This window comes from Pseudomonas sp. Eqa60 (genome assembly GCF_018326405.1).
Classification (GTDB): domain Bacteria; phylum Pseudomonadota; class Gammaproteobacteria; order Pseudomonadales; family Pseudomonadaceae; genus Aquipseudomonas; species Aquipseudomonas protegens.
Genome location: NZ_AP024342.1, coordinates 4,360,183 through 4,382,339 on the forward strand (window position 1 = coordinate 4,360,183; position 22,157 = coordinate 4,382,339).

The 22,157-nt window shown below is 60.1% G+C and carries 24 protein-coding genes and 2 pseudogenes; 11 read left to right on the forward strand and 15 right to left on the reverse strand.

What is annotated here, in order from left to right; all coding sequences use genetic code 11:
• Nucleotides 1-99 precede the first annotated feature (99 nt).
• The gene (locus KI242_RS19560; RefSeq protein ID WP_041118967.1) at nt 100-672 is read left to right on the forward strand and encodes a hypothetical protein; all 573 of its coding nucleotides are present in this window, start codon (nt 100-102) and stop codon (nt 670-672) included.
• A gap of 10 nt (nt 673-682) precedes the next feature.
• Complete coding sequence (locus KI242_RS19565) at nt 683-1,120, forward strand: hypothetical protein (protein ID WP_227454121.1); 438 nt, start codon at nt 683-685, stop codon at nt 1,118-1,120.
• A 383-nt stretch (nt 1,121-1,503) separates the two neighbouring features.
• On the opposite strand, the gene KI242_RS19570 is transcribed toward KI242_RS19565, so the two are convergent.
• Both KI242_RS19570 and KI242_RS19575 read right to left on the reverse strand, forming a co-directional pair.
• Nucleotides 1,504-2,022: a lysis system i-spanin subunit Rz gene (locus tag KI242_RS19570; RefSeq protein ID WP_015636208.1), complete on the reverse strand. Its 519-nt coding sequence runs from the start codon at nt 2,020-2,022 to the stop codon at nt 1,504-1,506.
• A complete protein-coding gene (locus KI242_RS19575; RefSeq protein ID WP_227454122.1) occupies nt 2,019-2,489 on the reverse strand; it encodes a glycoside hydrolase family 19 protein in 471 nt (156 codons plus the stop codon). Before KI242_RS19575 ends, KI242_RS19570 begins: the two co-directional genes overlap by 4 nt.
• A 135-nt stretch (nt 2,490-2,624) precedes the next feature.
• Between KI242_RS19575 and KI242_RS19580 the strand changes: the two genes are divergently transcribed.
• The 5 genes from KI242_RS19580 (at nt 2,625) to KI242_RS19600 (ending at nt 8,594) form a co-directional block, all read left to right on the forward strand.
• Complete coding sequence (locus KI242_RS19580; protein ID WP_169893146.1) at nt 2,625-3,212, forward strand: hypothetical protein; 588 nt, start codon at nt 2,625-2,627, stop codon at nt 3,210-3,212.
• Nucleotides 3,213-4,448: 1,236 nt separating this feature from the next.
• The gene (locus KI242_RS19585) at nt 4,449-4,685 is read left to right on the forward strand and encodes a hypothetical protein (RefSeq protein WP_041752391.1); all 237 of its coding nucleotides are present in this window, start codon (nt 4,449-4,451) and stop codon (nt 4,683-4,685) included.
• 820 nt (nt 4,686-5,505) lie between these two features.
• Entirely contained in the window at nt 5,506-5,832 is a 327-nt protein-coding gene (locus KI242_RS19590; RefSeq protein WP_015636211.1) for a hypothetical protein, read from the forward strand.
• A 112-nt stretch (nt 5,833-5,944) separates the two neighbouring features.
• Complete coding sequence (locus KI242_RS19595; RefSeq protein ID WP_041752771.1) at nt 5,945-7,819, forward strand: D-arabinono-1,4-lactone oxidase; 1,875 nt, start codon at nt 5,945-5,947, stop codon at nt 7,817-7,819.
• A 67-nt stretch (nt 7,820-7,886) separates the two neighbouring features.
• The gene (locus tag KI242_RS19600) at nt 7,887-8,594 is read left to right on the forward strand and encodes an SOS response-associated peptidase family protein (protein WP_015636213.1); all 708 of its coding nucleotides are present in this window, start codon (nt 7,887-7,889) and stop codon (nt 8,592-8,594) included.
• Here the strand turns inward: KI242_RS19600 and KI242_RS31855 are convergent, their stop codons facing one another.
• The 4 genes and pseudogenes from KI242_RS31855 to KI242_RS31860 all read right to left on the reverse strand — a co-directional run.
• On the reverse strand, nt 8,595-8,849 hold the full coding sequence (locus KI242_RS31855) for a hypothetical protein (RefSeq protein ID WP_041120661.1): 255 nt from the start codon (nt 8,847-8,849) through the stop codon (nt 8,595-8,597).
• Nucleotides 8,850-9,013: 164 nt separating this feature from the next.
• On the reverse strand, nt 9,014-9,367 hold the full coding sequence (locus tag KI242_RS19605) for a hypothetical protein (RefSeq protein ID WP_230493569.1): 354 nt from the start codon (nt 9,365-9,367) through the stop codon (nt 9,014-9,016).
• Between the two features lie 17 nt (nt 9,368-9,384).
• The gene (locus KI242_RS19610; protein WP_015636216.1) at nt 9,385-9,828 is read right to left on the reverse strand and encodes a structural protein P5; all 444 of its coding nucleotides are present in this window, start codon (nt 9,826-9,828) and stop codon (nt 9,385-9,387) included.
• 11 nt (nt 9,829-9,839) lie between these two features.
• A pseudogene (locus KI242_RS31860) lies at nt 9,840-9,911 on the reverse strand (glycoside hydrolase family 19 protein); the annotation flags it as partial.
• 396 nt (nt 9,912-10,307) lie between these two features.
• On the opposite strand from KI242_RS31860, the gene KI242_RS19615 reads away from it, so the two are divergent.
• Nucleotides 10,308-11,084: a hypothetical protein gene (locus tag KI242_RS19615; RefSeq protein WP_232643403.1), complete on the forward strand. Its 777-nt coding sequence runs from the start codon at nt 10,308-10,310 to the stop codon at nt 11,082-11,084.
• Nucleotides 11,085-11,087: 3 nt separating this feature from the next.
• Here KI242_RS19615 and KI242_RS19620 read toward each other — a convergent pair whose 3' ends face one another.
• A complete protein-coding gene (locus tag KI242_RS19620) occupies nt 11,088-11,744 on the reverse strand; it encodes an HD domain-containing protein (RefSeq protein WP_011062090.1) in 657 nt (218 codons plus the stop codon).
• Between the two features lie 544 nt (nt 11,745-12,288).
• Between KI242_RS19620 and KI242_RS19625 the strand changes: the two genes are divergently transcribed.
• Nucleotides 12,289-12,489, forward strand: a complete 201-nt coding sequence (locus KI242_RS19625) for a hypothetical protein (protein ID WP_019094218.1) — start codon at nt 12,289-12,291, stop codon at nt 12,487-12,489.
• A gap of 210 nt (nt 12,490-12,699) precedes the next feature.
• Complete coding sequence (gene pseH / locus KI242_RS19630) at nt 12,700-13,257, forward strand: UDP-4-amino-4,6-dideoxy-N-acetyl-beta-L-altrosamine N-acetyltransferase (protein ID WP_011062091.1); 558 nt, start codon at nt 12,700-12,702, stop codon at nt 13,255-13,257.
• 115 nt (nt 13,258-13,372) lie between these two features.
• Here pseH and KI242_RS19635 read toward each other — a convergent pair whose 3' ends face one another.
• Entirely contained in the window at nt 13,373-14,209 is an 837-nt protein-coding gene (locus tag KI242_RS19635) for a bifunctional allantoicase/(S)-ureidoglycine aminohydrolase (protein WP_011062092.1), read from the reverse strand.
• A 186-nt stretch (nt 14,210-14,395) separates the two neighbouring features.
• Nucleotides 14,396-15,280 carry a LysR family transcriptional regulator gene (locus KI242_RS19640; protein WP_015636218.1) on the reverse strand — a complete coding sequence of 295 codons (885 nt, stop codon included), beginning with the start codon at nt 15,278-15,280 and terminating at the stop codon, nt 14,396-14,398.
• A gap of 223 nt (nt 15,281-15,503) precedes the next feature.
• Between KI242_RS19640 and KI242_RS19645 the strand changes: the two genes are divergently transcribed.
• The gene (locus tag KI242_RS19645; protein ID WP_011062094.1) at nt 15,504-15,698 is read left to right on the forward strand and encodes a hypothetical protein; all 195 of its coding nucleotides are present in this window, start codon (nt 15,504-15,506) and stop codon (nt 15,696-15,698) included.
• 80 nt (nt 15,699-15,778) lie between these two features.
• Here KI242_RS19645 and ykgO read toward each other — a convergent pair whose 3' ends face one another.
• From ykgO to thrC, 6 genes and pseudogenes are all read right to left on the reverse strand, one after another.
• Complete coding sequence (gene ykgO, locus KI242_RS19650) at nt 15,779-15,928, reverse strand: type B 50S ribosomal protein L36 (RefSeq protein ID WP_011062095.1); 150 nt, start codon at nt 15,926-15,928, stop codon at nt 15,779-15,781.
• 186 nt (nt 15,929-16,114) lie between these two features.
• Nucleotides 16,115-17,328 (reverse strand): annotated as a pseudogene (locus tag KI242_RS19655) (TPM domain-containing protein).
• 156 nt (nt 17,329-17,484) lie between these two features.
• Nucleotides 17,485-18,891 (reverse strand): aldehyde dehydrogenase family protein, encoded by a 1,407-nt coding sequence (locus KI242_RS19660; RefSeq protein ID WP_019094216.1) that lies wholly within the window; start codon nt 18,889-18,891, stop codon nt 17,485-17,487.
• 10 nt (nt 18,892-18,901) lie between these two features.
• On the reverse strand, nt 18,902-19,945 hold the full coding sequence (locus tag KI242_RS19665) for a homoserine dehydrogenase (protein WP_041752396.1): 1,044 nt from the start codon (nt 19,943-19,945) through the stop codon (nt 18,902-18,904).
• 375 nt (nt 19,946-20,320) lie between these two features.
• Nucleotides 20,321-20,758, reverse strand: coding sequence for an Lrp/AsnC family transcriptional regulator (locus KI242_RS19670; protein ID WP_011062099.1), 438 nt, complete (start codon nt 20,756-20,758; stop codon nt 20,321-20,323).
• Between the two features lie 22 nt (nt 20,759-20,780).
• Nucleotides 20,781-22,157, reverse strand: a complete 1,377-nt coding sequence (thrC, locus tag KI242_RS19675; protein WP_011062100.1) for a threonine synthase — start codon at nt 22,155-22,157, stop codon at nt 20,781-20,783.

The following is a 22,157-nucleotide window of genomic DNA, read 5'->3' on the forward strand; positions in this document are numbered from 1 at the left end:
TACTCAGTTGAGAAATTCTATTTTTTAGCGTGCTTGTTTGGCTTGATTAATTTAATGTAAATGGATAACAAATTCATATTCAAGGAGGCACGACACAGCATGCCAGAGTTTTTGAAATTAAATAAATACGTCATACCAATTACTTTACTACTTGCTGCCTCCACTTCAGCGATAGCTGACAAAGCGAACCCCATTGGCGATTGGTGGCGTGTCTATAGCATAGGCACGGGCAAAAACAACATAGTGTTTGTCGCTGATCTCACGTCCATGACGCCACGGAGTCAAGCGGCGGGTGGGCTTCAGTCAGTAGACGTAAACCAAGTCTTCGCTGACCCATCCAAGCCATTGGCGGATGTCTATTCAGTTGAAGTCCAGTGCTCCAAGCACAGAGCCCGCTTTCTTAAAGGAACATCAATAGAACGAACGAGCTACGCACGCCGGGATTTGAAAGTCTCCAATGAGTGGCATACGTTGGATGACAAGGCGCTTTTATATACATTTGCCTTTGTATGTAATCCCCAAGATCGAGTCTTCAACGGCATGTTGTCACTGGGTAAATTTGATCAGATGAAAATGCTCGGGATCATCACGGAGGTACAAGCACCGCCGAAGAGCCCAATGGAAGAGCTGGATGAAATGTTAAACAACAAAAACCCTGAAAAGTCCAGGTAAGGTAAACTCCATGATATATCAATGGATGAAAACGTTTTCTTTAATGCTAGCAGTGTCAGGCATAATGGTAAGCAGCGGCTGTTCCTTAATTGCTCAAAGTCGTTGGGAAGGTCGCGATGCCCAAGAGGCGCTGAATCTGTTTGGCAGGCCCGATACGATGAAAGCAACTCAAGATCCTGATGCAGGTACACTTGTCGTAATGACGTGGTACAAATCCTCTCAGTGGTCGACAACTGAGGCAGCCGGAACATCCATGACACAAGGCAGTAATGGTTTGACCCATACCGAGTATTACGAGAACGTCGGTCATAGCTCCGACTGCAAGATTGAAGCAACGGTGAACAAAGCAAAAAAAATAGTGCTTTTCAAAATTCAGAATGGAGAAGTATTTCATGGCAAGTGCCAAAATATTCCTTATGTTCCCGGTTATATTCCCCCAGGCTTTTAGCATCTTCTATAAGTACTGAAGGGATAACTGATTAGGGGATTCACGGCAGTTATTTTTTCGAAACAGTCCCTCAGACCGCCTAGTATTACACCCTCGGATTTTTTCCTAATCCTAATAATGGTCTGAAGGGACGCTCCAAAGTTTTGCCCAGTTTTGAAACGAAAACACCAAGACCCGACAACTGCAACATTTTCAGTTTATTGACGTTGGGTCAACGACTCATGCCTCCCTTGCTTTGCTCCTTGGGCTGAAGAGTTGAATGAACAAATGCTGCTGATGAAGGCACTCAAGAAAAATCCAGGATCCTCCAAACTCGTTGCCTAGGTTAATTTTAGACGTAAACAATAATAAGCCCGGACTATCGCCGGGCCTCTTCATTCTGACTACTCTTTGCTCGCTTGCAGCCCCCGCACATACTCCTGACACGCAGCCAACGCGATCAGTCCCTGGTCACCGTCTCCGGCGATGGCGATAATTCGTTGAGCATGCGCTGGGTCAAGTTCGGCTCGCGCTTCTCCATGATCCACGCCGGCGCCGCCGGTGTCGGCTGGCAGCCCACCGCCACCACCCGGGGCGGCGAGTAGGACTGACAGCCGCACATCAGCAGTAGCCAGCCGGTCACGCAGGCGAGCCTGCTCGGTTTGAGCATTTCGCAGTTCCTTGTAGTGGGTTTCGTCATTCACCTGCAGCCGATCCTCCAGCGCTCGGCGCTCAACCTGCTGGCGTTCCTGCCAATCGATCACCGCCACCGCCGCCTGCTCGCGAGAGCGCTGATTCGCCTCGGCCTGGGCGGCCAGTTGCTCGCCGTAGCGGTTGGCTTGCCAGGCCCAAGCAGCCCAGGCGCCGAGGGCAAGCCCCAGTACCAGGGCGCCAATCAGTCCACGTGCACCCAGCGCGCTCACGGCAGCACCTTCAGCACACGCTTATACAGCGCCTCGCGGTCGGACAAGCCATTGGTGCCGCCGTTGATACGGCGAGTGATAGTGAGAAAGTCACCCTGGTCGGCCAGGGTATTGAGGCCTGCCCGCTGCCAATACCAACCGGCCGACATCGAGGCACACACCGGGTGCTCAAGCAACTCCGGGGTGTTGAGCAATCGCGCATCACCAAACAGAGCCTCGCTGCAAGCCGCATAGTTGGCCCGGCCGGTGACCTGAATTAGCCCCCTGCCCCGATACTTCTGGCCGTCGCCATCCGCTTCGGGAGTGTTGCCCAGGTGCTTGGCCAAGGTCCCGGTGTCGTACTTGCTCAAGTACTGGTCGCTGCCCAGCTCGCGAACCCACTGCAACTGGCCTGACTCGTGGCCGATCTGGGCGATAAACGCCGCGATACGCAGCCGGGTGACGATGGCGTACTTGCGCAATGACACAAAGGAGGTTGAGCATATTTCGATGCAATGGAAACCCATTACTGACGAGCACCGCATGAGTCATGCTCTACAAGCTTAGGCGTCGGGCCAGTTCAGCCCGCACTCAAGCACGCACTTCACTTAAGGATGAGCATCATGAACGATGATTTGAAGCAGTCAGGCTCTACTACAACCTCTCAGACCACCACCTCGCTGGAGCAGGTGAAAACCGGAAGGGTCTTGGATTTCACCTGGGTACCTAACGCCAACACCACGACCACCACCGTATCAGCGGACTTTGTCGACTACCGGGTCGATACAGCCCAAGGCAGCCCTACGGGGAACAGCCACTCCATAGCACGCTTTACCTATGTCCAGGGCAAAGGCGGCGGCCAGATCAGCCAGCTGTTTCTCGAGGAGATGCGTGCCGGTGTACGAGCCAACACCCAGATTGGGCTGATGGTCGGACGCAAGTGGGTTCTGGACCCCAACGGCGAGGTCTCGGGCAGCATCGGCACCTATGTGGTCGAACAATTCGATGACATGCGCGCCAGTGTCAATTATGTCGGCTCCTTCGCCCGCGTCTTCGACGACCCCAGGATGGTCAGCTACCACGCTGGGGGCCATGTGCACCCCAACGCAGGGGGCCGCACGCGCACGCTCAACCCCCTGGATGAATTGGAAGTCAGCACCTTCCCATTCGGCCCGGTGTACCTGGCCTTCCGTGTCAGACCTACTGCATAGCGATCTGTCGCGCGCCGGTTGAGCCTTCACTCAACGCCGGCGTCGAACTCACATCCGAGTCACCGACAAACCTGGTCGACGATACCGGCCAGCGGCATCGAAGAGCTAGGCCATGGCCAAGACCAACGCGGAATTGCAACAGCAGAAACGCGCCAAGGAGAGGGCGTTGCTCGAGCGGATCGGCGCTGAGCAGCCTACAGCAACTACTGAGCAGCCGAGGTAGTAGAGGTAGTGGATGAATTCGATTAACGCTCCACGGTTGCCACTAGCAACACTGCCAAGATCAGCCATAGGCGCCAAGCAAGCGTTGCGGGCGACAACACTTCCCCAGGACCGGAATCTGCTGAGCGCTCCGGCTTCGAGATAACTACGTCTATTGACAGGTACCGAAGTAGTTCTTGTTGCCCTGCTTCTTATATGAGAAAGCGTGGCATGACTTAGAGGGCCTCGCGCTGGTGGGTTTATCATAAATATAAACAGTCACATGCACATCCTCCGAAAAAGGAACTGAACCCCCTTTATGCCATAGGTCTTTCTTGAGGTAGAGATTTTTACCTTTCGGATCCTTAGTCTTGTAAGCACTGGAAATTTCTGTCCTTACTGAATTCTCCAGGGTCGCCTTAATAGTGGTTTTATTAATATCTGGAGACTTTATATTACGTTGATCTTCTGTGAGTGGAGTCGGCTCCCAAGTATTACAAGGATCGGATGTACAAAGGTATACATCCGCTAGAGCACAACTAGAAAGAACAGATAGACTCAGCGCCGAGACAAGTGGAATCAAACAGGCTGGTAGTTTTTTCATTGGTATCCCTCCCAATGGGAATTTGCTAGATATAACTGTGAAAAGTGGCCGATTCCTACCCTGCACTGAATGCCTCCTGGCACGCTGAAGTAAGAACTGAGATAGACCTTAGACCGGTCAGAGAAATTAGCAAGGTAGCAATCGCAGCGTCCACTGTAGTGGCCTAATAAAACCGGACACCTGCAACCTGAACCTATTTCACTGCCCGCCAGCATTTCCAGGGGCAACTAACTCTCTTCAGTTATCCCTTCTTACCAGAAGGAATTGAGAGAGCACGCTGAGCGAGCGCTGAAGGCAGGTGTCCCACCGGCTTCTGCCGTATCCCCCCCTGGAGCTCGGCATCGATATTGGCAATATCAAGACCAATGCCACTACCACCTTGCCCGGCATCAGCAGTAACGTGTTGCCCCTCTCATAGACAAGGAGCGGTGATGTCAATCAGAAGCCTCAGGAAAAACCTTCCCGCTGACCCAGACAACAACGGCTGGGTACTCGGCTGGGCAGTGATGAGGGACGTTCCCGGATCATGGCAATTCATCGATATCTACGCAGATAAACCTACCGCCGAAGCGCAGGCTAGACGTCTTGGTGGGTGGTACGTCGTCGAATACGGTGCCCACCAGCCTGGTACTGAAAAATTCATTGGCGGCTCTGCACCTCCGCAATAACGGGCCGATTCTCCTCGGCCAATCCCCTGCGGCACGAACCAGGCCCCGGTTCAGCAGTGAGCCCGGCTTTACCCTTTTGTGCCGCCAATCAGCACCCCGGATCTCGCGCCCGCATCCACCCTCGATGCCGTGCTTGCGGTCCCTATCCTGCAGGTGGTGCATCTGCATCAGCCGTGCAACGGCGCACTGACGCGCTGCAAGCCTGTCGCGCCCGCTGCTTCAGGTGCAGGTTCGCGCTCTGCCCCGCCAGCCATCCTTCTGCTCGGGGATAGTGCATGCCGAATTGATCACCGCCAGGTAGTTACGCCCCGCAAGACGTCTAGCAGTAGAGAGGCCCACCCTCTATAACCATCAACAGCTTGATTGCTAAAAACATCCTGTTTTTATCGTATTCCCGAATGCCCCGTTTAATAGGGACAACTATTAAACCCAACTCAAAACTACACCCACATTAAAAATATGCTTGCTACAGTGTAAGTAGCCAAAGCGCAGCAACCGCCATTAAACCTTTACATAAAATTGAATCACCCTATCGGCAACAACGCTCGTTCCTGCTGTGATATTTGGCCCGCGACAGCTGTTGCAATTGTTTCAACAAGCTTCACCCCAACCCACCAAAGCAGAACCAGCATCAAGCAGCATCGATTGGTATGCCACACAACCCACATGCCATTCAACAGCACTAAGGAAAGCAGACAAGAATAATTGCTTTATACATCCCTAGTTCAACACTTGTCGAACAAGAAACAAGGCATCCACCCGCCAATGGTGGATATCGAATTATCTTGATTGAAAACTTTTCCCCTAACAGGAGATTACTATGAGACCGGTCCAGAAAATCACCGTTAACAACAAAGGCGGCTACGTATTCAACTTCTCGGTCCAATGGCTGGGCAGCGACGGCAGGTGGGTGACTTCCGAATGGAATAGCGGCAACTATCCCGTGGCGACCTCGCGGACAACTCCCGATCTGAACACCATTGGGGTTCCGGCCAATGCGCTGGCGGTCACGGTCTATGGACACGCAGTAGCCGGGACTTCCGGTCAGGGAACGCCGTTTGTCGCGTTCGCGGCTAACGGTCAGATCGCCACCTATGACGCTGTCGGTACCACGTTCATTGGCTTTGCAATCAACTTGATCGAGTAGACCGCAACCCTTGTCCCGATGATGCCTGGCGCCAATGCTCCATGGAGGGTTGGCGCCAGCGCATTTAATCGACCGCATGTTTCATGCCGCCACCACCCAACTGGACATCACCATGAGAAAAGTCGAGCGCATTGGCTGCCTTAACAATGGCATCTTCATCATGAACTTTTCGATTCAGTGGTTTGATTCGAAGGGAAGCTGGCATACCTCAGCCTGGAACAGCGGCAACTTCAACAACGGCCTGTACAAGGTAAGCCCGGCACTTTCGTCGCTCGGAGTTCCAGCCGATGCGATCGGGGTGGCCCCTTATGTTTGTGCAGTGCTTGGAACAAGTAGTCGAGGGACGCCCCTGGTGCAGTCGGCAGATAACGGCCGGCTGGCAGCTTACGAAGTGACAGGAACGACCCTGGACTTCAAGGTCCAGCCTCTGCCGTGGAGGAACTGGGCTCAGAACATCGTTCATACAATGTCGATCGATGGGGAATATTACTTCTCGCCGACGAACCTGGTTGAACTCCAGGCCATCGTCAGTCAAGCCGTACTGGCTGGCGCGACTGTCCGCGTTTCCGGCCAGCGGCACGCGCAGCCGGCCCTGGTGGCCGAAGACAATCGCCTCGCGCCGAACCCGGCGCGCTGGCTGATCGACCTCTCCTGCTACAAGGACCTGGGGCCCGAGGGCAATCAGTCCATCGTGCTGCACCCCTCCGAAACCAAGGTCACGGTGAACACGGGTGTACGCGAGGATGCACTGGATGCGTTTCTGACGGGCCACGACATGATGCTCAAGACCGTGACCGCCGGCGGTTTTTTCAGCCTTGGCGGGATGACCGCGGTGGACGTGCACGGTGCCACCATCAACGCGCCGATCTTCGCGGAAACGGTCTCGGCGTTCAGCATCATGGGCCCGGATGGCCAGGTAAGGACCCTCGACACACAGACCCCAGCGGTGGATGGCTGGTCGCCCCTGCAGTTCGCCCGCGTCTCTCTGGGGGCCCTGGGAATCGTCACCTCGGTCACCGTTGAGTTGATGCCACGCCCCTGGGCCACGACCTTGAAATCGGGCAAGGAGGGCAACATCACCTGTAACGATCAGCAGGCGTTCATTGCCCAATTCAAGACCCTGCTCGCGAGCCATGACCGCGTTGAGTCCTTCGTCAATCCGTACACCCACAACTTCCTCATCCTGTGGTGGGACCTGGTTTCGTCCCCAACGACGAAGATTCCGAACCTGAAGGCAAGCGTTCCCGATGCCTGCGCCCTGGCGCAAGAAAACATCTTCGGCGCGCCCTATTTGATACCGATGGAGCCGATCCTCGAACCGCCCCTGATTGCGGCGCAGTATCTTGGAAACAAAACGGCGGCCAACGCGATCATCGATGCGGGCTACCTCACCATCGAAACGCTCTTCGATCAGGCTGCGGCTGTCTACTCCGACTTGTGGCTGACCCGGGCGTCGCGGGTGATCTTCATGTCTTATTTCATCGAACTCCCGGCACTCGATGACTCAGGGCTGGGCAAGGCCTGGCAGGGTCTTGACGCGGTCATGGAGCGCCTCAAGCGTTCCAGCGACTTCCTGCTGGTTGCCCCCATGGAGTTCCGCTTCGTCCGTGGCGGCGACAGCGTACTGGCCGGAACCTACACCGAAACCCCCAACGCGACCTTCGTCAATCTGGACCTGATCGGTTACGTACCGGCCGTCGCGGGGGCTGAATACCCCCAGCTCCTGCTGCACTTCTTCGCCGACATCGAGCGCGCCTGGGTGGCCCTGGGAGGAATGCCGCACACCGGCAAGATGTTCGGTTTCTACGACCCGAGTCGCCCCGCTGGAACATTTTCGCCACCGTTCAACCCGGCGTTCCTCAAGGATCTGGCGACGCGGCGCGGTGCCAGAATCAAGGCCTTCGATTCCTACCGCAGAAGCTGCGATCCACAGGGTGTGTTCCACAACCGTTTCGTAGCGGCGCTGTTGGGAGACACACCCCAGTAGAGCTGCCCCGCCAAGGAAAGCGTCCGGTGCCTGATCTACAGTTGAAGCAGGCATTGAGGACATGACCATGTGCGGGCGCCTTTCCCAGTACCGTGGCATTCATGATTTCGTGGCGGCCTTGAGCATGCCCGGGGCCCTGGTCGACAACCTGGGCGAGCAGCCTCTGGGACACTACAACGGCGCACCGAGCATGCAACTGGCCCTGTTCCATGTCACCGCTGGCAGGCTTTACGCCGACCCGGTGCGCTGGGGCTGGAAGCCGCACTGGGCCAAGGATCGAGCCCCACCGATCAATGCCAGGGCCGAGAACGTGGCCCACGGCCCGTTCTTCCGGCAAATCTGGCCACACCGCGCTATCTGCCCGATCGACAACTGGTTTGAATGGGTGGACGAAGGCGGACCTAAGAAACAGCCCTACTTGATCAAGCACCGCAACGGCTCCCCCATCCTCTGCGCCTCAATCGGACAGTTGCCTGGCCAGGACCGAAGCGAGCACGAAGGCTTTGTGATCATCACAGCGGATAGCGAAGGGGGAATGGTCGACATCCACGACCGCCGGCCTGTGGTCCTTGCACCAGACCTGGCCCGGGAATGGCTCGATCCGGCAACGCCGAAGGAACGCGCCGAGCAGATGGCCCTGCACCAGGGTGAGCCCGCCAGCGCCTTCGAATGGTTCAGGGTAAGCACCGCAGTCGGCAACGTCAGGAATCACGGCCCGGAACTGATCGAGCCCACTACCAAGCCCGCCGGCGGCGATGCGGTAAACAACGGCTGATCACTGGCAAGCCTCCACCGCGGCAACCAGAACTCGCTCATATCCGACCCGCTGCCGGCGCTCCGCCAGCAGCGCCCGCACCTTCAGTTCCAAGCTATCGGTCTTCTTGAGGCTGCCCGTGGCCCAGGCTGGCACAGGCACCACAGGCGCCCTGCACGGCACCTGCACTGGCACCTCCACCCGCACCGTGCGCACCTCGGGCTCCCGGGCTGCGCACCCCGTCAGCACCAACGCAAAAGCGCAAATGCCCGCCAGGCCAGGCCCACGGCCAACCCAGGCTGTAAGCCTTGTAAATAGCGGCCTGTGGACTTTAAAAACCCCAATTTCACCCGGGTTTAGGCCCAGGTGGCCGCCGGGGTACCACCTGCACTTTTTCGCAGGTCCTGCACTACCTGCGCCTTTTTGCTGGTCCTGCACGCTCATAACCCCAGCTCCTGATCAATGATCGATTCCGCCGCCGGCGCCGGGTCACCGCCGGTACGTTCCTGCAGGAGACGATTCGCCGCGGAGTAGTCATGTTTGGCCAGCTCCCGGGCGTCAGCCTGGGCCTGGGCAGCGTGGCGCTCACGCTCCTGACCTGCCAGCACCAGGTCACCCAGTTTCCGGCCCTGCTCACCCGCCAGGGCTTCCAGGTTGTCGCGACCGGCCTTTGCCGTGGCCAAGTCGCCCAGGGCAGTGTCGAGCAGCGGCCGGTAATGCTTGGAGGCCATCCATGCCCCCAGAGCAGCGCCGGCGAACAGCACCAGGACAGCGGTCAGTAGGACGCCAGCCACCCGCCAGGCGCCGGCGCTCACTTCAGGGCCCTGCGCAGGCCTTCCTCAACCACAGCAGCCGGGTAAGGGTTGCCACCGTTTTCGTGCACGATGATGCCCAGCACGGTCTCGCGCAGCGTCTTGAGGTCGGCCATGTTGATCGAATCGCGTACGCCGACGCCCAGGCGCTTGGCAATCGCTGCAGCGTATGCCTGGGTGTTGTTCTCGTTGCTGGGCGCCCATCGGCTGATGAACTCCAGGGGCGTGTCGATACCGGGCTTGCCCACGCCGGGCATGCCGTCCTTGCCGCGATAGTTGAGCAGCAGCTTGCCCAGGGCACGGATGCCGTTCTCGGCGGTATCGAAGATGGCGAAGCGGCCGTTCGGCTCCTTGCCGAGTTGGCCCTCCCACTGGTTGCGTGGGTTGCAGTCTATGTTTCCAGGGTTGCGGTTGCGGACACCGAGGGCGTTCTGAATGGTCATTGTCAAACTCCAGGCACAAAAAAGCCCGCAACAGGGCGGGCGTTCGGGAGGATCTGCAGCAACTGCTGCTCGGTGATCGGCATTTAATTTTCTCCAGGCAATAAAAAACCCGCTCAGGGCGGGCGCATTCGGACGCTTCAGTTACAGCTGTGGATTGAACGGGTACTGCTGTAACCCGCCTCCGGCGTTCTGCCGACCCAGCCCCCCCTACAGTTCGTCGGCGCAAATCGCGCCGTGCTCAAGTTTCGAATACTGTATATATATACAGCAGCCAACTCGAGTCAGCACCGCACACACTGGAGGCACCGCAACAGCCGATTGTCTGCTTCCCCTCACGCCCCTGGAGCGCGGCAGGAACTCCATACGTATCAAGCGAGACAGCACGGCTTTTCAGGAAAAGTGGCGATATGGCGGCGGTCATATGCCTCGGGCCATTTCGGCCCGCACTCAAGCACGCACTTCACTTAAGGATGAGCAGCATGAACGATGATTTGAAGCAGTCAGGCTCTACTACGACCTCGCAGACCACCACATCGCTGGAGCAGGTGAAAACCGGAAGGGTCTTGGATTTCACCTGGGCACCTAACGCCAACACCACGACCACCACCGTATCAGCGGACTTTGTCGACTACCGAGTCGATACAGCCCAAGGCAGCCCTACCGGGGACAGCCACTCCATAGCACGCTTTACCTATGTCCAGGGCAAAGGCGGCGGCCAGATCAGCCAGCTGTTTCTCGAGGAGATGCGTGCCGGTGTACGAGCCAACACCCAGATCGGGCTGATGGTCGGACGCAAATGGGTCATGGACCCCAACGGCGAAGTCTCGGGCAGCATCGGTACCTATGTGGTCGAACAATTCGATGACATGCGCGCCAGTGTCAATTATGTCGGCTCCTTCGCCCGCGTCTTCGCCGACCCCAGGATGGTCAGCTACCACGCTGGGGGCCATGTGCACCCCAATGTCTCGATCACCGGCAGCAGGCCCCTGACCATGGCGGATTCAGGCAAGTCGATCCTGGTCATTAGCGACACCGACGTCACGCTCACGATAGGTGACGATGTGACTGAAGGGTTCAAGGCCACTCTGATCCAGGCTGCGGCAGGCAAGATCAACATCGCGGTATCGAGCAGCCACATGATCTACAGCAACGCAGGGGGCCGCACGCGCACGCTCAATCCCCTGGATGAGCTGGAAGTCAGTACTTTCCCATTCGGCCCGGTGTTCCTGGCCTTCCGCGTCAGGCCTACGGCCTGACGATTAATCGGGAGCTCCGATCTCCTCCATGAATCCGTCCAGGAAATCCTTCAGGCGCGCATGCCTGACTGCCGCCAACCGCGCCCCTTCGACCGTCTGAAATCCGGAGGCAAGGGAGAGTAGCTTGGTGTGGAAGTGCTCAATGGTAAAACGCTTGTCTTGATAGGGCCTGCCGATGGCGGTGGGGTTTGTGATGTCGTACAGCGCGGAGCCCATTCGCCCAGCGATGTAGAAACAACGGGCGACTCCGATCATGCCGATGGCGTCCAGGCGGTCGCTGTCCTGAAGGATCCTGGCTTCCAGGGTGAGGGGTTCGACGCCCGCGGAGAAGCTATGAGCCTGGACCGCGTGGGCAACAAGCTCAATACGCGGGGCAGGCCAGCCCATGCGCTGCAGAATAGACGCTGCTTTATTGGCCGAAAGAGTGGATGCCTGCGACCGCAATGGCGAGTTTTTCTCGACGGCCACGCAATCGTGCAAGAGGGTTGCGGCAAGCAACGCCTCCAGGTCCCCACCTTCCTTGTCCTGCAGGCGCCGAACATTCATCCAGACCCGATGAATATGAGAAAGATCGTGAGAGCCGTCCGTGCTGTCCTCAGGCAGGAAAGCGAGCAAGTCGGACGCCAGGCTCTGGTAAGGAAAAAACGGCTCTTCAAGCATTTCGTGGCTCCATGGAAGTACTGATCCTGCAGCGTCGGCGAAACGACTCGAGCAGATATCTCGGCGCTATAGAGAATCGGCGGCTAAGCAGAGAAGTACTTGAGCCAATAAGCATCCCGGCATTCATTGGTGAAGCTGATGTGAGCAGGGCGGATGATTTTGTCGAGAGGTTGGCGAACCCCTTCATGGCAGATCCAGCCTTCGACGCAGGCTGCATCGCTGGGAAACCGCCCTGCTCTGCTAGCCGCTTGATGAGTGCCCTGTCATCGTCGGCGGTGACGGTGTCCCCCTGATCGAGCCGGCTTTCCTGACTCGCGTTGTCAAGTAGCGCGGTGCGAGGCGATGCAACTCCCAGGCTTGCACTGACGTAGCTGGCAAGGTGGTCTGAATGAACCATGGACTGTGTCCGCAGGTGGATTAGGACGACTGACAAGCACGCTGACGACGCGCTGGGACTTTACCGATAAGGCGAGCCAATAGACAACCCTGGCCAATGCCACACGCTGTATCCGTTGCTCACCTGTAGCAGGAACCTTTTTCCAGAATGGCAATCAGTGCTGCACGCTTTCCGATCAATCATTCAGTGGGCACCGGCATGATCTTGAGAAAAACGGCTCTATACATGGCCTTGGTAATGGCAGGCGTCCTTATCGGCTACAGCATCAAGCCCAGCAATGGGCTCCAGGTAACCGCAGGGCAACTTATAAGCTGCGGCAAGACCACCATTCCAACCATCGAGATGTGAGGGCAGCGCAACAGCGCTCCCTCCCTGATTACACCCAGCCCTCACATAAACCGGCACTGGCCGCCCAGGCCGATCCCACCTCGCTTGAAGCGAACCTCCAGCATCTCCCGACACCTGCAGCAAGCTTGCTGGCCGAATAATCTCTAGTCTGAAAGAATCTTCGCGCCTGAAGATCGCACCTCAGGCTCGCCTCCAATCCAGGACCCTCCCATGCAGCTCATTCCTTTGCTTGCTAGCAGCCCCACCGTTCAAGCCCAAGTGCGCGCGCTGCGCAACCAGCAGGAGGTGCGCAAATACATGTACACCTCCCATGAAATCAGCGAACAGGAGCATGCAAACTGGCTGAGCAGCCTTCAAGGCAACCCGCGTCAGGAGGTGTTTGTCGCGGTCGATGCCGGGCAAGCCTTGGGGGTCGTGTCCCTGAACGCCATCAATGCCCTGCAGAAAACTGCCGACTGGGCGTTCTACCTGGACGCCGAGCTTCAAGGCAAAGGCCTGGGCAGTCTCATGGAGTTCTGGTTGCTCGACTATGCCTTCAATCAAGCCGCTCTGGACAAACTCAACTGCGAGGTGCTCGCAAGCAACACAGCGGTGATCAGGCTGCACCTGAAATTTGGATTCGTACAGGAAGGCCTGCGGCGCCAGAACATTCTGAAAGACGGCGAGCGAATCGACGTAGTGCTGCTAGGCATTACTCGCCAGGAGTGGCAGGACAAGCGTCCGGCCCTTGAAGGTTTGATCGCGCGGCTCGGTCAGCGAGAGTCCTAGGCATAGGCAGCAACCCTGCCCCTCAGACAAAAGAAAACCGGCGAATGATCGCCGGCTCCTGTCACTCGCCGTTCAGCAGTGCGGAGGCCAGAACGGCCTCTGCACTGCCGTCGGATCAATGCGCTGCGTTGAGGGTCAGGCGCATCTGGCGGTTCACATCCTTGTACAGCAGGTAGCGGAAACGACCCGGGCCGCCGGAGTAGCAGGCCTGTGGGCAGAAGGCGCGCAGCCACATGAAGTCACCGGCCTCGACCTCGACCCAATCCTGGTTCAGGCGATACACCGCCTTGCCTTCCAGGACGTACAGGCCGTGCTCCATGACGTGGGTCTCGGCGAACGGAATCACGCCGCCCGGCTCGAAGTTGACGATGTTGACGTGCATGTCATGGCGCATGTCGCTCATGTCGACAAAACGCGTGGTGCTCCAGCGGCCTTCGGTATCGGGCATGACCCGCGGCTCGATGTCCTGCTCGTTGGTGACGAAAGCGTCCGGGTATGGCACGCCATCGACTTTCTGGTAGTGCTTGCGGATCCAGTGGAAACGCGCCTCGGTGCCGCTGGTGTTGCGCAGCTTCCAGTCGGCAGCCGGTGGGATAAAGGCATAGCCGCCGGGTTTGAGGACATGCACCTGGCCTTGCAGGGTCAGGTTGACCTCGCCTTCGACGACGAACAGTACCGCTTCGGCGTTGGGGTCCTGCTCGGGCTTGTCGCTACCGCCATTGGCGCCGACTTCAACGATGTACTGGGAAAAGGTTTCGGCGAAACCCGACAGTGGACGAGCGATGACCCACATGCGCATGTTGTCCCAGTGCGGCAGGTGGCTGGTGACGATGTCGCGCATCACGCCCTTGGGGATCACGGCGTAGGCTTCGGTAAACATTGCGCGGTCGGTGAGCAGTTCGGTCTGTGCCGGGTGCCCGCCGTGAGGCGCGTAATAGGTGGTTTTGGACATGGAGACTCTCCTCATTGTTGTTTTGCTGCCCCGCGCGGCAACGCCGCCAGGGTGAACAAACCTGCGGGTCGACGCGCCAGGGAAGCGGCGCGGACCGCTGCTGGCCACCACGATATCCAGCGTTACGCACATGCACAAATTAAATACTGGAATCCGCCGTATTCATTTATCGAATGCCTCGCGACTTCAGCCCTGAGTGTCCTGGGCCAGCACCCGCGACAAGACTCGCGCCAGCTCCTTGACCATGGGATCTGCCGCCGGGCGGTGCAGCAACGCCACCTCGAACACGTCCACCGAGGGCAGCCCGGTGCCTTTGGACAGGACCTGGTGGCCCGCCGTGACCGCACGCAATGGCAGCAGGCCTATGCCCATGCCATCGGCAATGGCCGACTGCAGGCCGCTGAGGCTGGAGCTGGTGAAGCTGATATGCCAGCGCCGGCCCACCGCCTCCAGGGCATTGATCATGGCATCGCGGTACACCCCGCGCGGCGGGAAGGTAACGATAGGCAGCGGGTCGAGATCGATGCAGGGGTTTTTCGCGCTATCCACCCATCGGGTCTTCTCCGGCCAGCAGGCCAGTGCCTCGCGGCTGTTGCGCAGTTGCTTGAGCACCACCAGGTCCAGTTCGCCACGGTCATAACTGGCGTTGAGGTCGCGACTCATGCCGCTGGTGACCTCCAGCTTGACCTGGGGATAGCGCCGGTTGAACGCAGCCAGTTGCTCGGTGGTGCGGCCGGCAGCGAAGTCGTCCGGCACGCCGATACGCACCGTCAGCACCACCGTGGCCCCGGACAGCGCCTCGAACATTTCATCGTTCAGTGCCAGCAGGCGCCGGGCATATCCCAGCAGGGTCTCGCCGGCATCGGTGGGCAACACATCGCGATTGCCGCGCTCAAGCAGGCGCTGCCCGACCATCTCCTCCAGGCGGCGGATCTTCTGGCTGATGGTGGATTGGGTGGAATGCAGGCGGGTGGCGGCCGTGGTGAAACTGCCGCAGTCGGCCACCGTGACAATGGCCCGCAGCAAGTCGAGGTCGAACAGGCGGCTATTGGGTTTCTCAATGTCGCTCATGCTGGTATCTGTTTTCTGAATGCGTTGCGCCTTTCTACCGGGTCTGGCCCGAGGACACAATTGCCCCCGCGGCGCTGAGCAGCCCCGTGCCAAGGCGGCATCCTGCAAGCACGGCAGATATTTTTTCCGGGCCCGCCTGATTGGCAATGTGTATCGACATGTAACGGCGTAGGATGAGGCTCCGGTTCGCTCTATCCCTGACCCTGCTCTGGAGATGCTGAAAATGAAGTTGAACTGCCTCAAGGTGTTGCTGATCGGCGCCACCCTTCTACTGGGCGCCTGCTCCAGTGCGACCACCCACCCCTGCTATTCGGACAAGTGCCGGCTTGGCGGTGGCGTGAGCAATCTGAATCTCAACGGCAACAGCGCATTGGGCAACAGCTTCAACGAGTACGGCTCGACCCTGCTGCACGACTGAAAAACCTGCCCCCCATGCCTGGGTGCTGTCGAGAGTGGCTCGCTCCAGCAGCGCCTTGTCACTCCCGACCGCCCCCGCTCTCACCCCTTGTTCCGGTTCTTCGCCCCGCCCTGGCGAGCCTTGAAGCGCGGATTGGATTTGCAAATCACATAGATGCGACCGCGACGCTTGACGATCTGGCAGTCGCGGTGACGATTCTTGGCTTCTTTGAGGGACGACAGGACTTTCATGGCAACGCTTCCTTGGGACTGAAATTAATGTAATAACATATCATATTCACCAATGAGAATTATTATCAACCATCAATTTCCGCCACCCTGACCGCTCAACGATTCTCTGCGCCGCCATCGGCCCGTTGCCCGGCCCCGCAGGCTTGGGAGAGCAGGACGGCTGCGTGATCATTACCGCGCCCAGCCTCACCAACTGCCCGACGCCCCGCCGCCGCCACTGGAACCGCCGCCCCCGGAGAAACCGCCACCCGAGCTTGAGCGGCCGCCACTGCTGCTGCCACCGCCACTGCTCCAGCGAAAGCCACTGCCGCCGGCAAACAGTATGAAACTCAGGAAATAGGCGAACGGCACGACCCTCAGCCAACGCTGAGCCGCCTGCCAGGCATCCACACCCAGGCCCATCAGTAGAACCAGCGTCAGCAACACGGCAAAGCGCCATAAAAAGCCCCGGGGGCTCTTGCGCCAGCTGTTGCGCATCATCCAGTACAGCAGCCAATGGCCGCCCAGCACCAGCAGCACCCCCGCCGGCCAGGCCAGGCCGTAAAGGAAAGTCAAACGGCCCAGATACTGGCTGACCAGGGTCAGCAGGCCGATGTACAGCAGCAGCCCCAGCACCCCGTAGAACACCCGCCGCGCCTGCCACAGCCCGGCGAAGGTCGCACCGCCGATCAACATGCACAGCGGCACCAGGAACAACTGCGCCAGCCACTCATGGCCGCCCACGGCTCCCACCAGCACCGCCATCAGCACCACTGCGCCCCCAGCACCCGGCGCCAGTTCCAGCCGGCGGCCAGCATCACCCCCGCCACCGAGCCGAAAACGAACGCCAGCAGCAAGGCATAGGCTTCGAGCGGCACCGCCTGCCCCGCAGGCTCGGGCAACGAGCCCCCGTCCACCAGCAGGATCAAGTCATCCAGGGCACGGTCGATACCGCCGGCAAAGTCGCCCTGACGAAAGGCCGGGGTCAGGTCCTGGGCGATGATCTGCCCGGCCAGCAGGTCGGTGACCACCGGTTCCAGGCCATAACCGACCTCGATCCGCACCTTGTGGTCGTTCTTCGCCACCAGCAGCAGGATGCCGTCGTCTACCCCCTTGCGCCCCAGCTTCCAGGCGCGAAACAACTGGTTGCTCAGGGCCTCGATGCTCTGCTGGCCCAGGTTGGGCACCAGCATCACCGCGATCTGCGCGCCGCGGCGCTGCTCCAGCGCCTCCAGCTTGTGCACCATCCGCTCCTGGGTGGCGCTATCCAGGGTCGCGGTCAGGTCGATCACCCGCCGGTCCAGGGGCACCTTCACCAGCCCCGGCGGCGCCTCCTCGGCGTGCACCAGGGCCGGCGACAGCAGCCCGAGAAACAGCGCCAGCCACAGGCCACGCCCTTGTTGCAACCACACCTTGATCATCGGCCCGCTTCCCGCATCGTTCATCCTGAAGCGGCGAACTTTACCACTGCCCGTACCGCGACCGATTCACCGCACCTCACCGCCAGCAAAAAAACACCGGGCAGGTGACCAAACCTGCCCGGTGCCCGGCGACCTGTCGTGTTGCTGCAATCAGCCTCAGCCCAGGCGGTTGAGGCACACCACCTTGGGCTGGGTCATTTCCTCATAGGCGAAACGCACCCCTTCTCGGCCCAGGCTGCCGTACTTGAAGCCGCCAAAGGGCATGGCATCGAAACGGTAATCGGAAGAGTCGTTGATCATCACCCCACCCGCCTCGATCCGCCGCGCAGCGTCCATAGCGATACGCAGGTCATTGGTGAAGATCCCTGCATGCAGGCTGTATTCGGGCTGATTGGCCAAAGCGATGGCCTGATCCAGATCGTCGAACGGTTGCAAGACCACCACTGGCGCAAAGACCTCGTCCTGCCACAGGCGACTGCCGTGGTCGACATTCTCCAGCACCGTGGCGGCGTAACAGGAACCCCGGCGCTGATGCCCACAGAGCAAACGCGCGCCCTGTTGCAGCGCTTCATCCACGACCTTCTGCGCGTTCTGCGCCGCCTGCAGGCTGATCATCGGCCCGATGTCCGTGCTGCTGGCCAGCGGGTCGCCACTGACCTGCTCCCGAGCCAGGCGCACAAAAGCCTCTCGAAACGCCTCATAGATCGAGGCCTGGACCAGCAGGCGCTGGGTGCCGATGCAGTTCTGCCCCGCCGCCCAGAAGGCCCCGGACACGCAGCTTTCCACCGTCGCCGCCAGGTCGCAGTCGGTCATCACGATCACCGGCGCATTGCCTCCCAGGTCCATGGCCAGCTTTTTCAACCCGGCGCTGCGGGCGATCTGCTCGCCGGTGACAAAGCCGCCGGTGAACGACACCATGCGCACCTCACGGGCTTCCACCAGGGCCTTGCCCAGGTCCGCACCACCGGTGGCCAGGGTCACCACCGAGGTCGGCAGGCCGGCATCGCGCAAGTAGTCCACCAGCTTGATCGCCGACAGCGGCGCCAGCTCCGAGGGCTTGAGAATCACCCCGTTGCCCCCGGCGATGGCCGGGCCCAGCTTGTGCGCCACCAGGTTCAACGGATCGTTGTAAGGCGTGATCGCCAGGATCAGCCCCAAGGGCTCGCGCGAAAACCAGCCCTGGCGGTTTTCCGAACCTTCATAGGCATCAAACGGCAGCACCTCGCCGGCATTGCGCTTGGCCTCTTCGGCCGACAGCTTGAGGGTGTTGATGCAGCGCTTGACCTCTTTCTGCGCCTGTTTCAGGGTCTTGCCCGCTTCATCGACGATCAACCGGGCGAAATGTTCGGCGTCGCGCTCGATGTTCAGGGCCGCCCGCTCCAGAATCCGTGCCCGCTGATAGCGCGGCAGCGCCGCGCAGTCGCTGACACCCTGGCGGGCTTGCTGCAACAGGTAGGGCACGGCACAGGCCTCAAGGCGTGGCACTGTCCCGATCAGCCGACCATCGAAGGGGCTGCAGACATCAATCGAATCGGCGGCCAGCGCCAGACGTGACAGGTTCATGGGCATGCTCCTAGCGGGCCAAGCGCGACTGGTGGATGTGAATGATGTCCGAGAGCAAGGCAAAGGCGGTCTCGATGCGCCCAGCGCCCGGCCCGGACACCGTCACCGCGCCCAGCAGTTCGGTGTTGAACGACACCGCGTTGATCGCCCCGCCAATGCCCGCCAGCGGATGGGCCAGGGGCAACAGGCGCGGCTCGACACTGGCTTGCAGCGAGCCATCGGCCAGGCGTTGGGCCGAACCGATCAGCTTCCAGCGCGCGCCCTCGGCACGGGCCTGCTCCAGGTCCTTGGCCGTCAGGCCGGAGATACCCCGGCAACTGACATCACTGACGGTCAACTGCGCGTCGAGCAATTCGTTGGCCAGGATCACCACCTTCAAACGCACGTCAAAGCCTTCGACATCCGCGCTCGGATCGGCCTCGGCATACCCCAGGGCCTGGGCCTCGGCCACCGCTTCGGCAAAGCCCAGGCCGGCCTCCATGCGGGTCAGCACAAAGTTGGAGGTGCCATTGAGAATGCCCTCGAACCCCAGTAGCCCACTGCCGGCCAGGGACTGCTTGGCCATGCGGATCACCGGGGTGCCGCTCATCACCGCGCCTTCGTATTCGAAGGCCGCCAGATTGCGCTGGGCCAGGGCCTTGAGCTCGGCGCTGTGCAGGGCAATGGGGCCCTTGTTGGTGGTCACCACGTGCTTGCCCTGCTCCAGGGCCCAACGGCAGAAGGTACTCGCTGGCTCGCCGTCCACCGGGTTGGTGAAAGTGGCCTCGGCAATGATGTCGGCGCCGGAGTCCTTGATCACCTGTTCGTTGAGCGCCTCCACCTGGCCGCCCGGCAGTTGCGCCAAGGCGCCCTTGGTTGCCGGCAGCTTGCTCAGCAGACCGGCATCCAGCCCCTGGGGAGCGACGATGGAGCCCAGGAACAGATCGCTGATGCCAACGATCTTCAAGCTGAAACCCAGTTGTTTTTTCCACGTCTGATTGCGCTCGGCAATCAGTTGCGCCAGGGCCCGGTTGACCCCGCCGAAGCCCACCAGGGCGATGTTGTATTCAGTCATTTTTGTTGTGTTCCATCCGGGTTGAGAAGCTGATGGACACAAGGTTAGGGGTCGGGACCGGGCAGTGAAATATGCCGTTTTGCTGTATTTGCTGAGCATTTTGCCCAGCGCCGGTGACCACTGCCGAAGGCTGCGCTCACAGGCGCTGGCTACGCAAAACCCGCAACCAAGACTGCCCCTGTAGCCGCTGCCGAAGGCTGCACCCGGCTCCGCAGGAGACGCTAACCCTGGCGGTGCGGTCCAACAGGACACCACACAGGGTTCCATTCATCGCAACATGCTGATTGACCGCGCAGGAAGGTCCTTCGGCCCTTTTCGCAGCCTCGCCAAAGGCTCGGCAGCGGCTACAGAAGGCCAGAAGATCCGGCTCTGCGCTCAGGCCACAGAGGACAAGACAAAGGACGTCACGGTGTTTTCCACCCCGGGCAAGGCGGCGATGTCATTCCACACCCGGTGCACCCGCTCTACGCTGGCTGCGCTGACCCGCACCAGCACATCGAACTCGCCGCTGAGCACTTCGCACTGGATGATCTCCGGCATCGCGCGCAGCGCCTGCAATACATCGGCCCCGCGCATGCGGTCGTAGCGGTAGACGAAGATCAGCGCGTTGATCCGGGTATCCGCCCCACGCCCTTCGCCCAGGCGAATGGTGTAGCCCTGGATCGCTCCGTCGCGCTCCAGGCGTTCGATGCGCTGGCGCACCGCGTTGCGCGACAGGTTGACCTTGGCCGCCAGCTCGGCATGAGCCGCCCGGGCATTGCGGGTCAGCTCGGCGATGATGCATTCGTCCAGTGGATCCAGGATCCGCTTCATGAAGCCTCCTTCGCGGTGCCCATCACAGTGCCTTCAGGCAGTGCAGTACGGCGGCAAAATCATCCGCCGCCAGTGCCTGCCACTGCGCCGTGGAAGGCGCCGCGAGTGGCTGCGGTGCCAGCCCGGGAATACCCAGCGAGCCCAGCAACCGAGCCGACTTGGCCGGCGCGATCTCCCCCAGGGTGACCATGGGCGCCACCAGGCTGCGGCGGTACAGGCGCGCCGCCAGGACACCGATGGCAGCATGGGGGTCGATGATGTAGCCGGTGTCCCGATAGAGGCTGCTGATCTCCTTGCCGGTCTCTTCATCGCTCACCGAGTAGGAGTCGATGATCATCCGCGCCTGCAGCCAGAACTCGTTGCCCAGGGTCATCTCGCCACTGCCTTCAAAGCGCTGCATCAGGCCCGCCACCGCATGCGGGTCCTGGCCATAGAGCTCCCAGACAAAGCGCTCCAGGTTGGCGAACAGCGACAGGTCCATGGCCGGCGACAGGCTCTGGCTGGCCTCGGCGCGACAATAGCGGTTCTTCAGGAACAGCTGGTGCAGGGCGTCGTTGCGGTTGGTGGCGACAATCATCTGGGTGATGGGCAGGCCCATCTTCTGCACGATATAGCCGGCATAGACCTCGGCGAAGCTGGCCGCCGGCACGCTGAAACCGATGGGCCGCTGGCCGCCCCCCAGTTGCAGCACGGCATGGAAATACAGCACCAGCTGGGCCATGACCCCGACCCAATTGCTGGAGTTGAAGCCGATCACCTCGCGCTCGGCCAGGGGCCATTGGCGCAGCAGGCGGGCCACCAGGGTCTGGCAGTCGTCGAAGCTGCCCTGCACGGCAAAGCGCCACAGCCCGGGGTTGTGTGCCGCCTGCAACTGCTGCCCTTGCTGCTCGGGCACGCCGTGCTGCGGATAGAACACCAGCACCTGGGTCTGCGGGCAGTCCTTGAAGGCGTCGATGGCCGCCAGCGCGGTATCGCCGTTGCTGGCCCCCACCAGCACCCCGTGGCGCTGCCGGCGCTGGAGGAAATAGCCCACCAGTTGCGCCTGCAACCGCGCGGCAAAATCCTTGGCCGAGCCTGTGGGCCCATGGAACAGTTCCAGCACCCATTCATTGCGGTCGATCTGTCGCAGGGGCGCCACCGCGCGGTGGCCAAAGCCACTGTAGGCGCGGCTGAGCAAGGCCTTGAAGTCCGCCTCGGGCAGGCAGTCGCCGACAAAGGGGCTGAGCACCCGGAAGGCCAGTTCGGGGTAATCCAGGGTCGACCAATTGGCGATTTCCTGGGGGCTGAAGCGTGGCAGCTCGGCAGGCACGTACAGCCCGCCATCGGCGGCCACGCCGGATAACACCACGCTTTCGAAATCCACCTGCTCGGCGGTACTGCGGGTACTCACATAACGCAT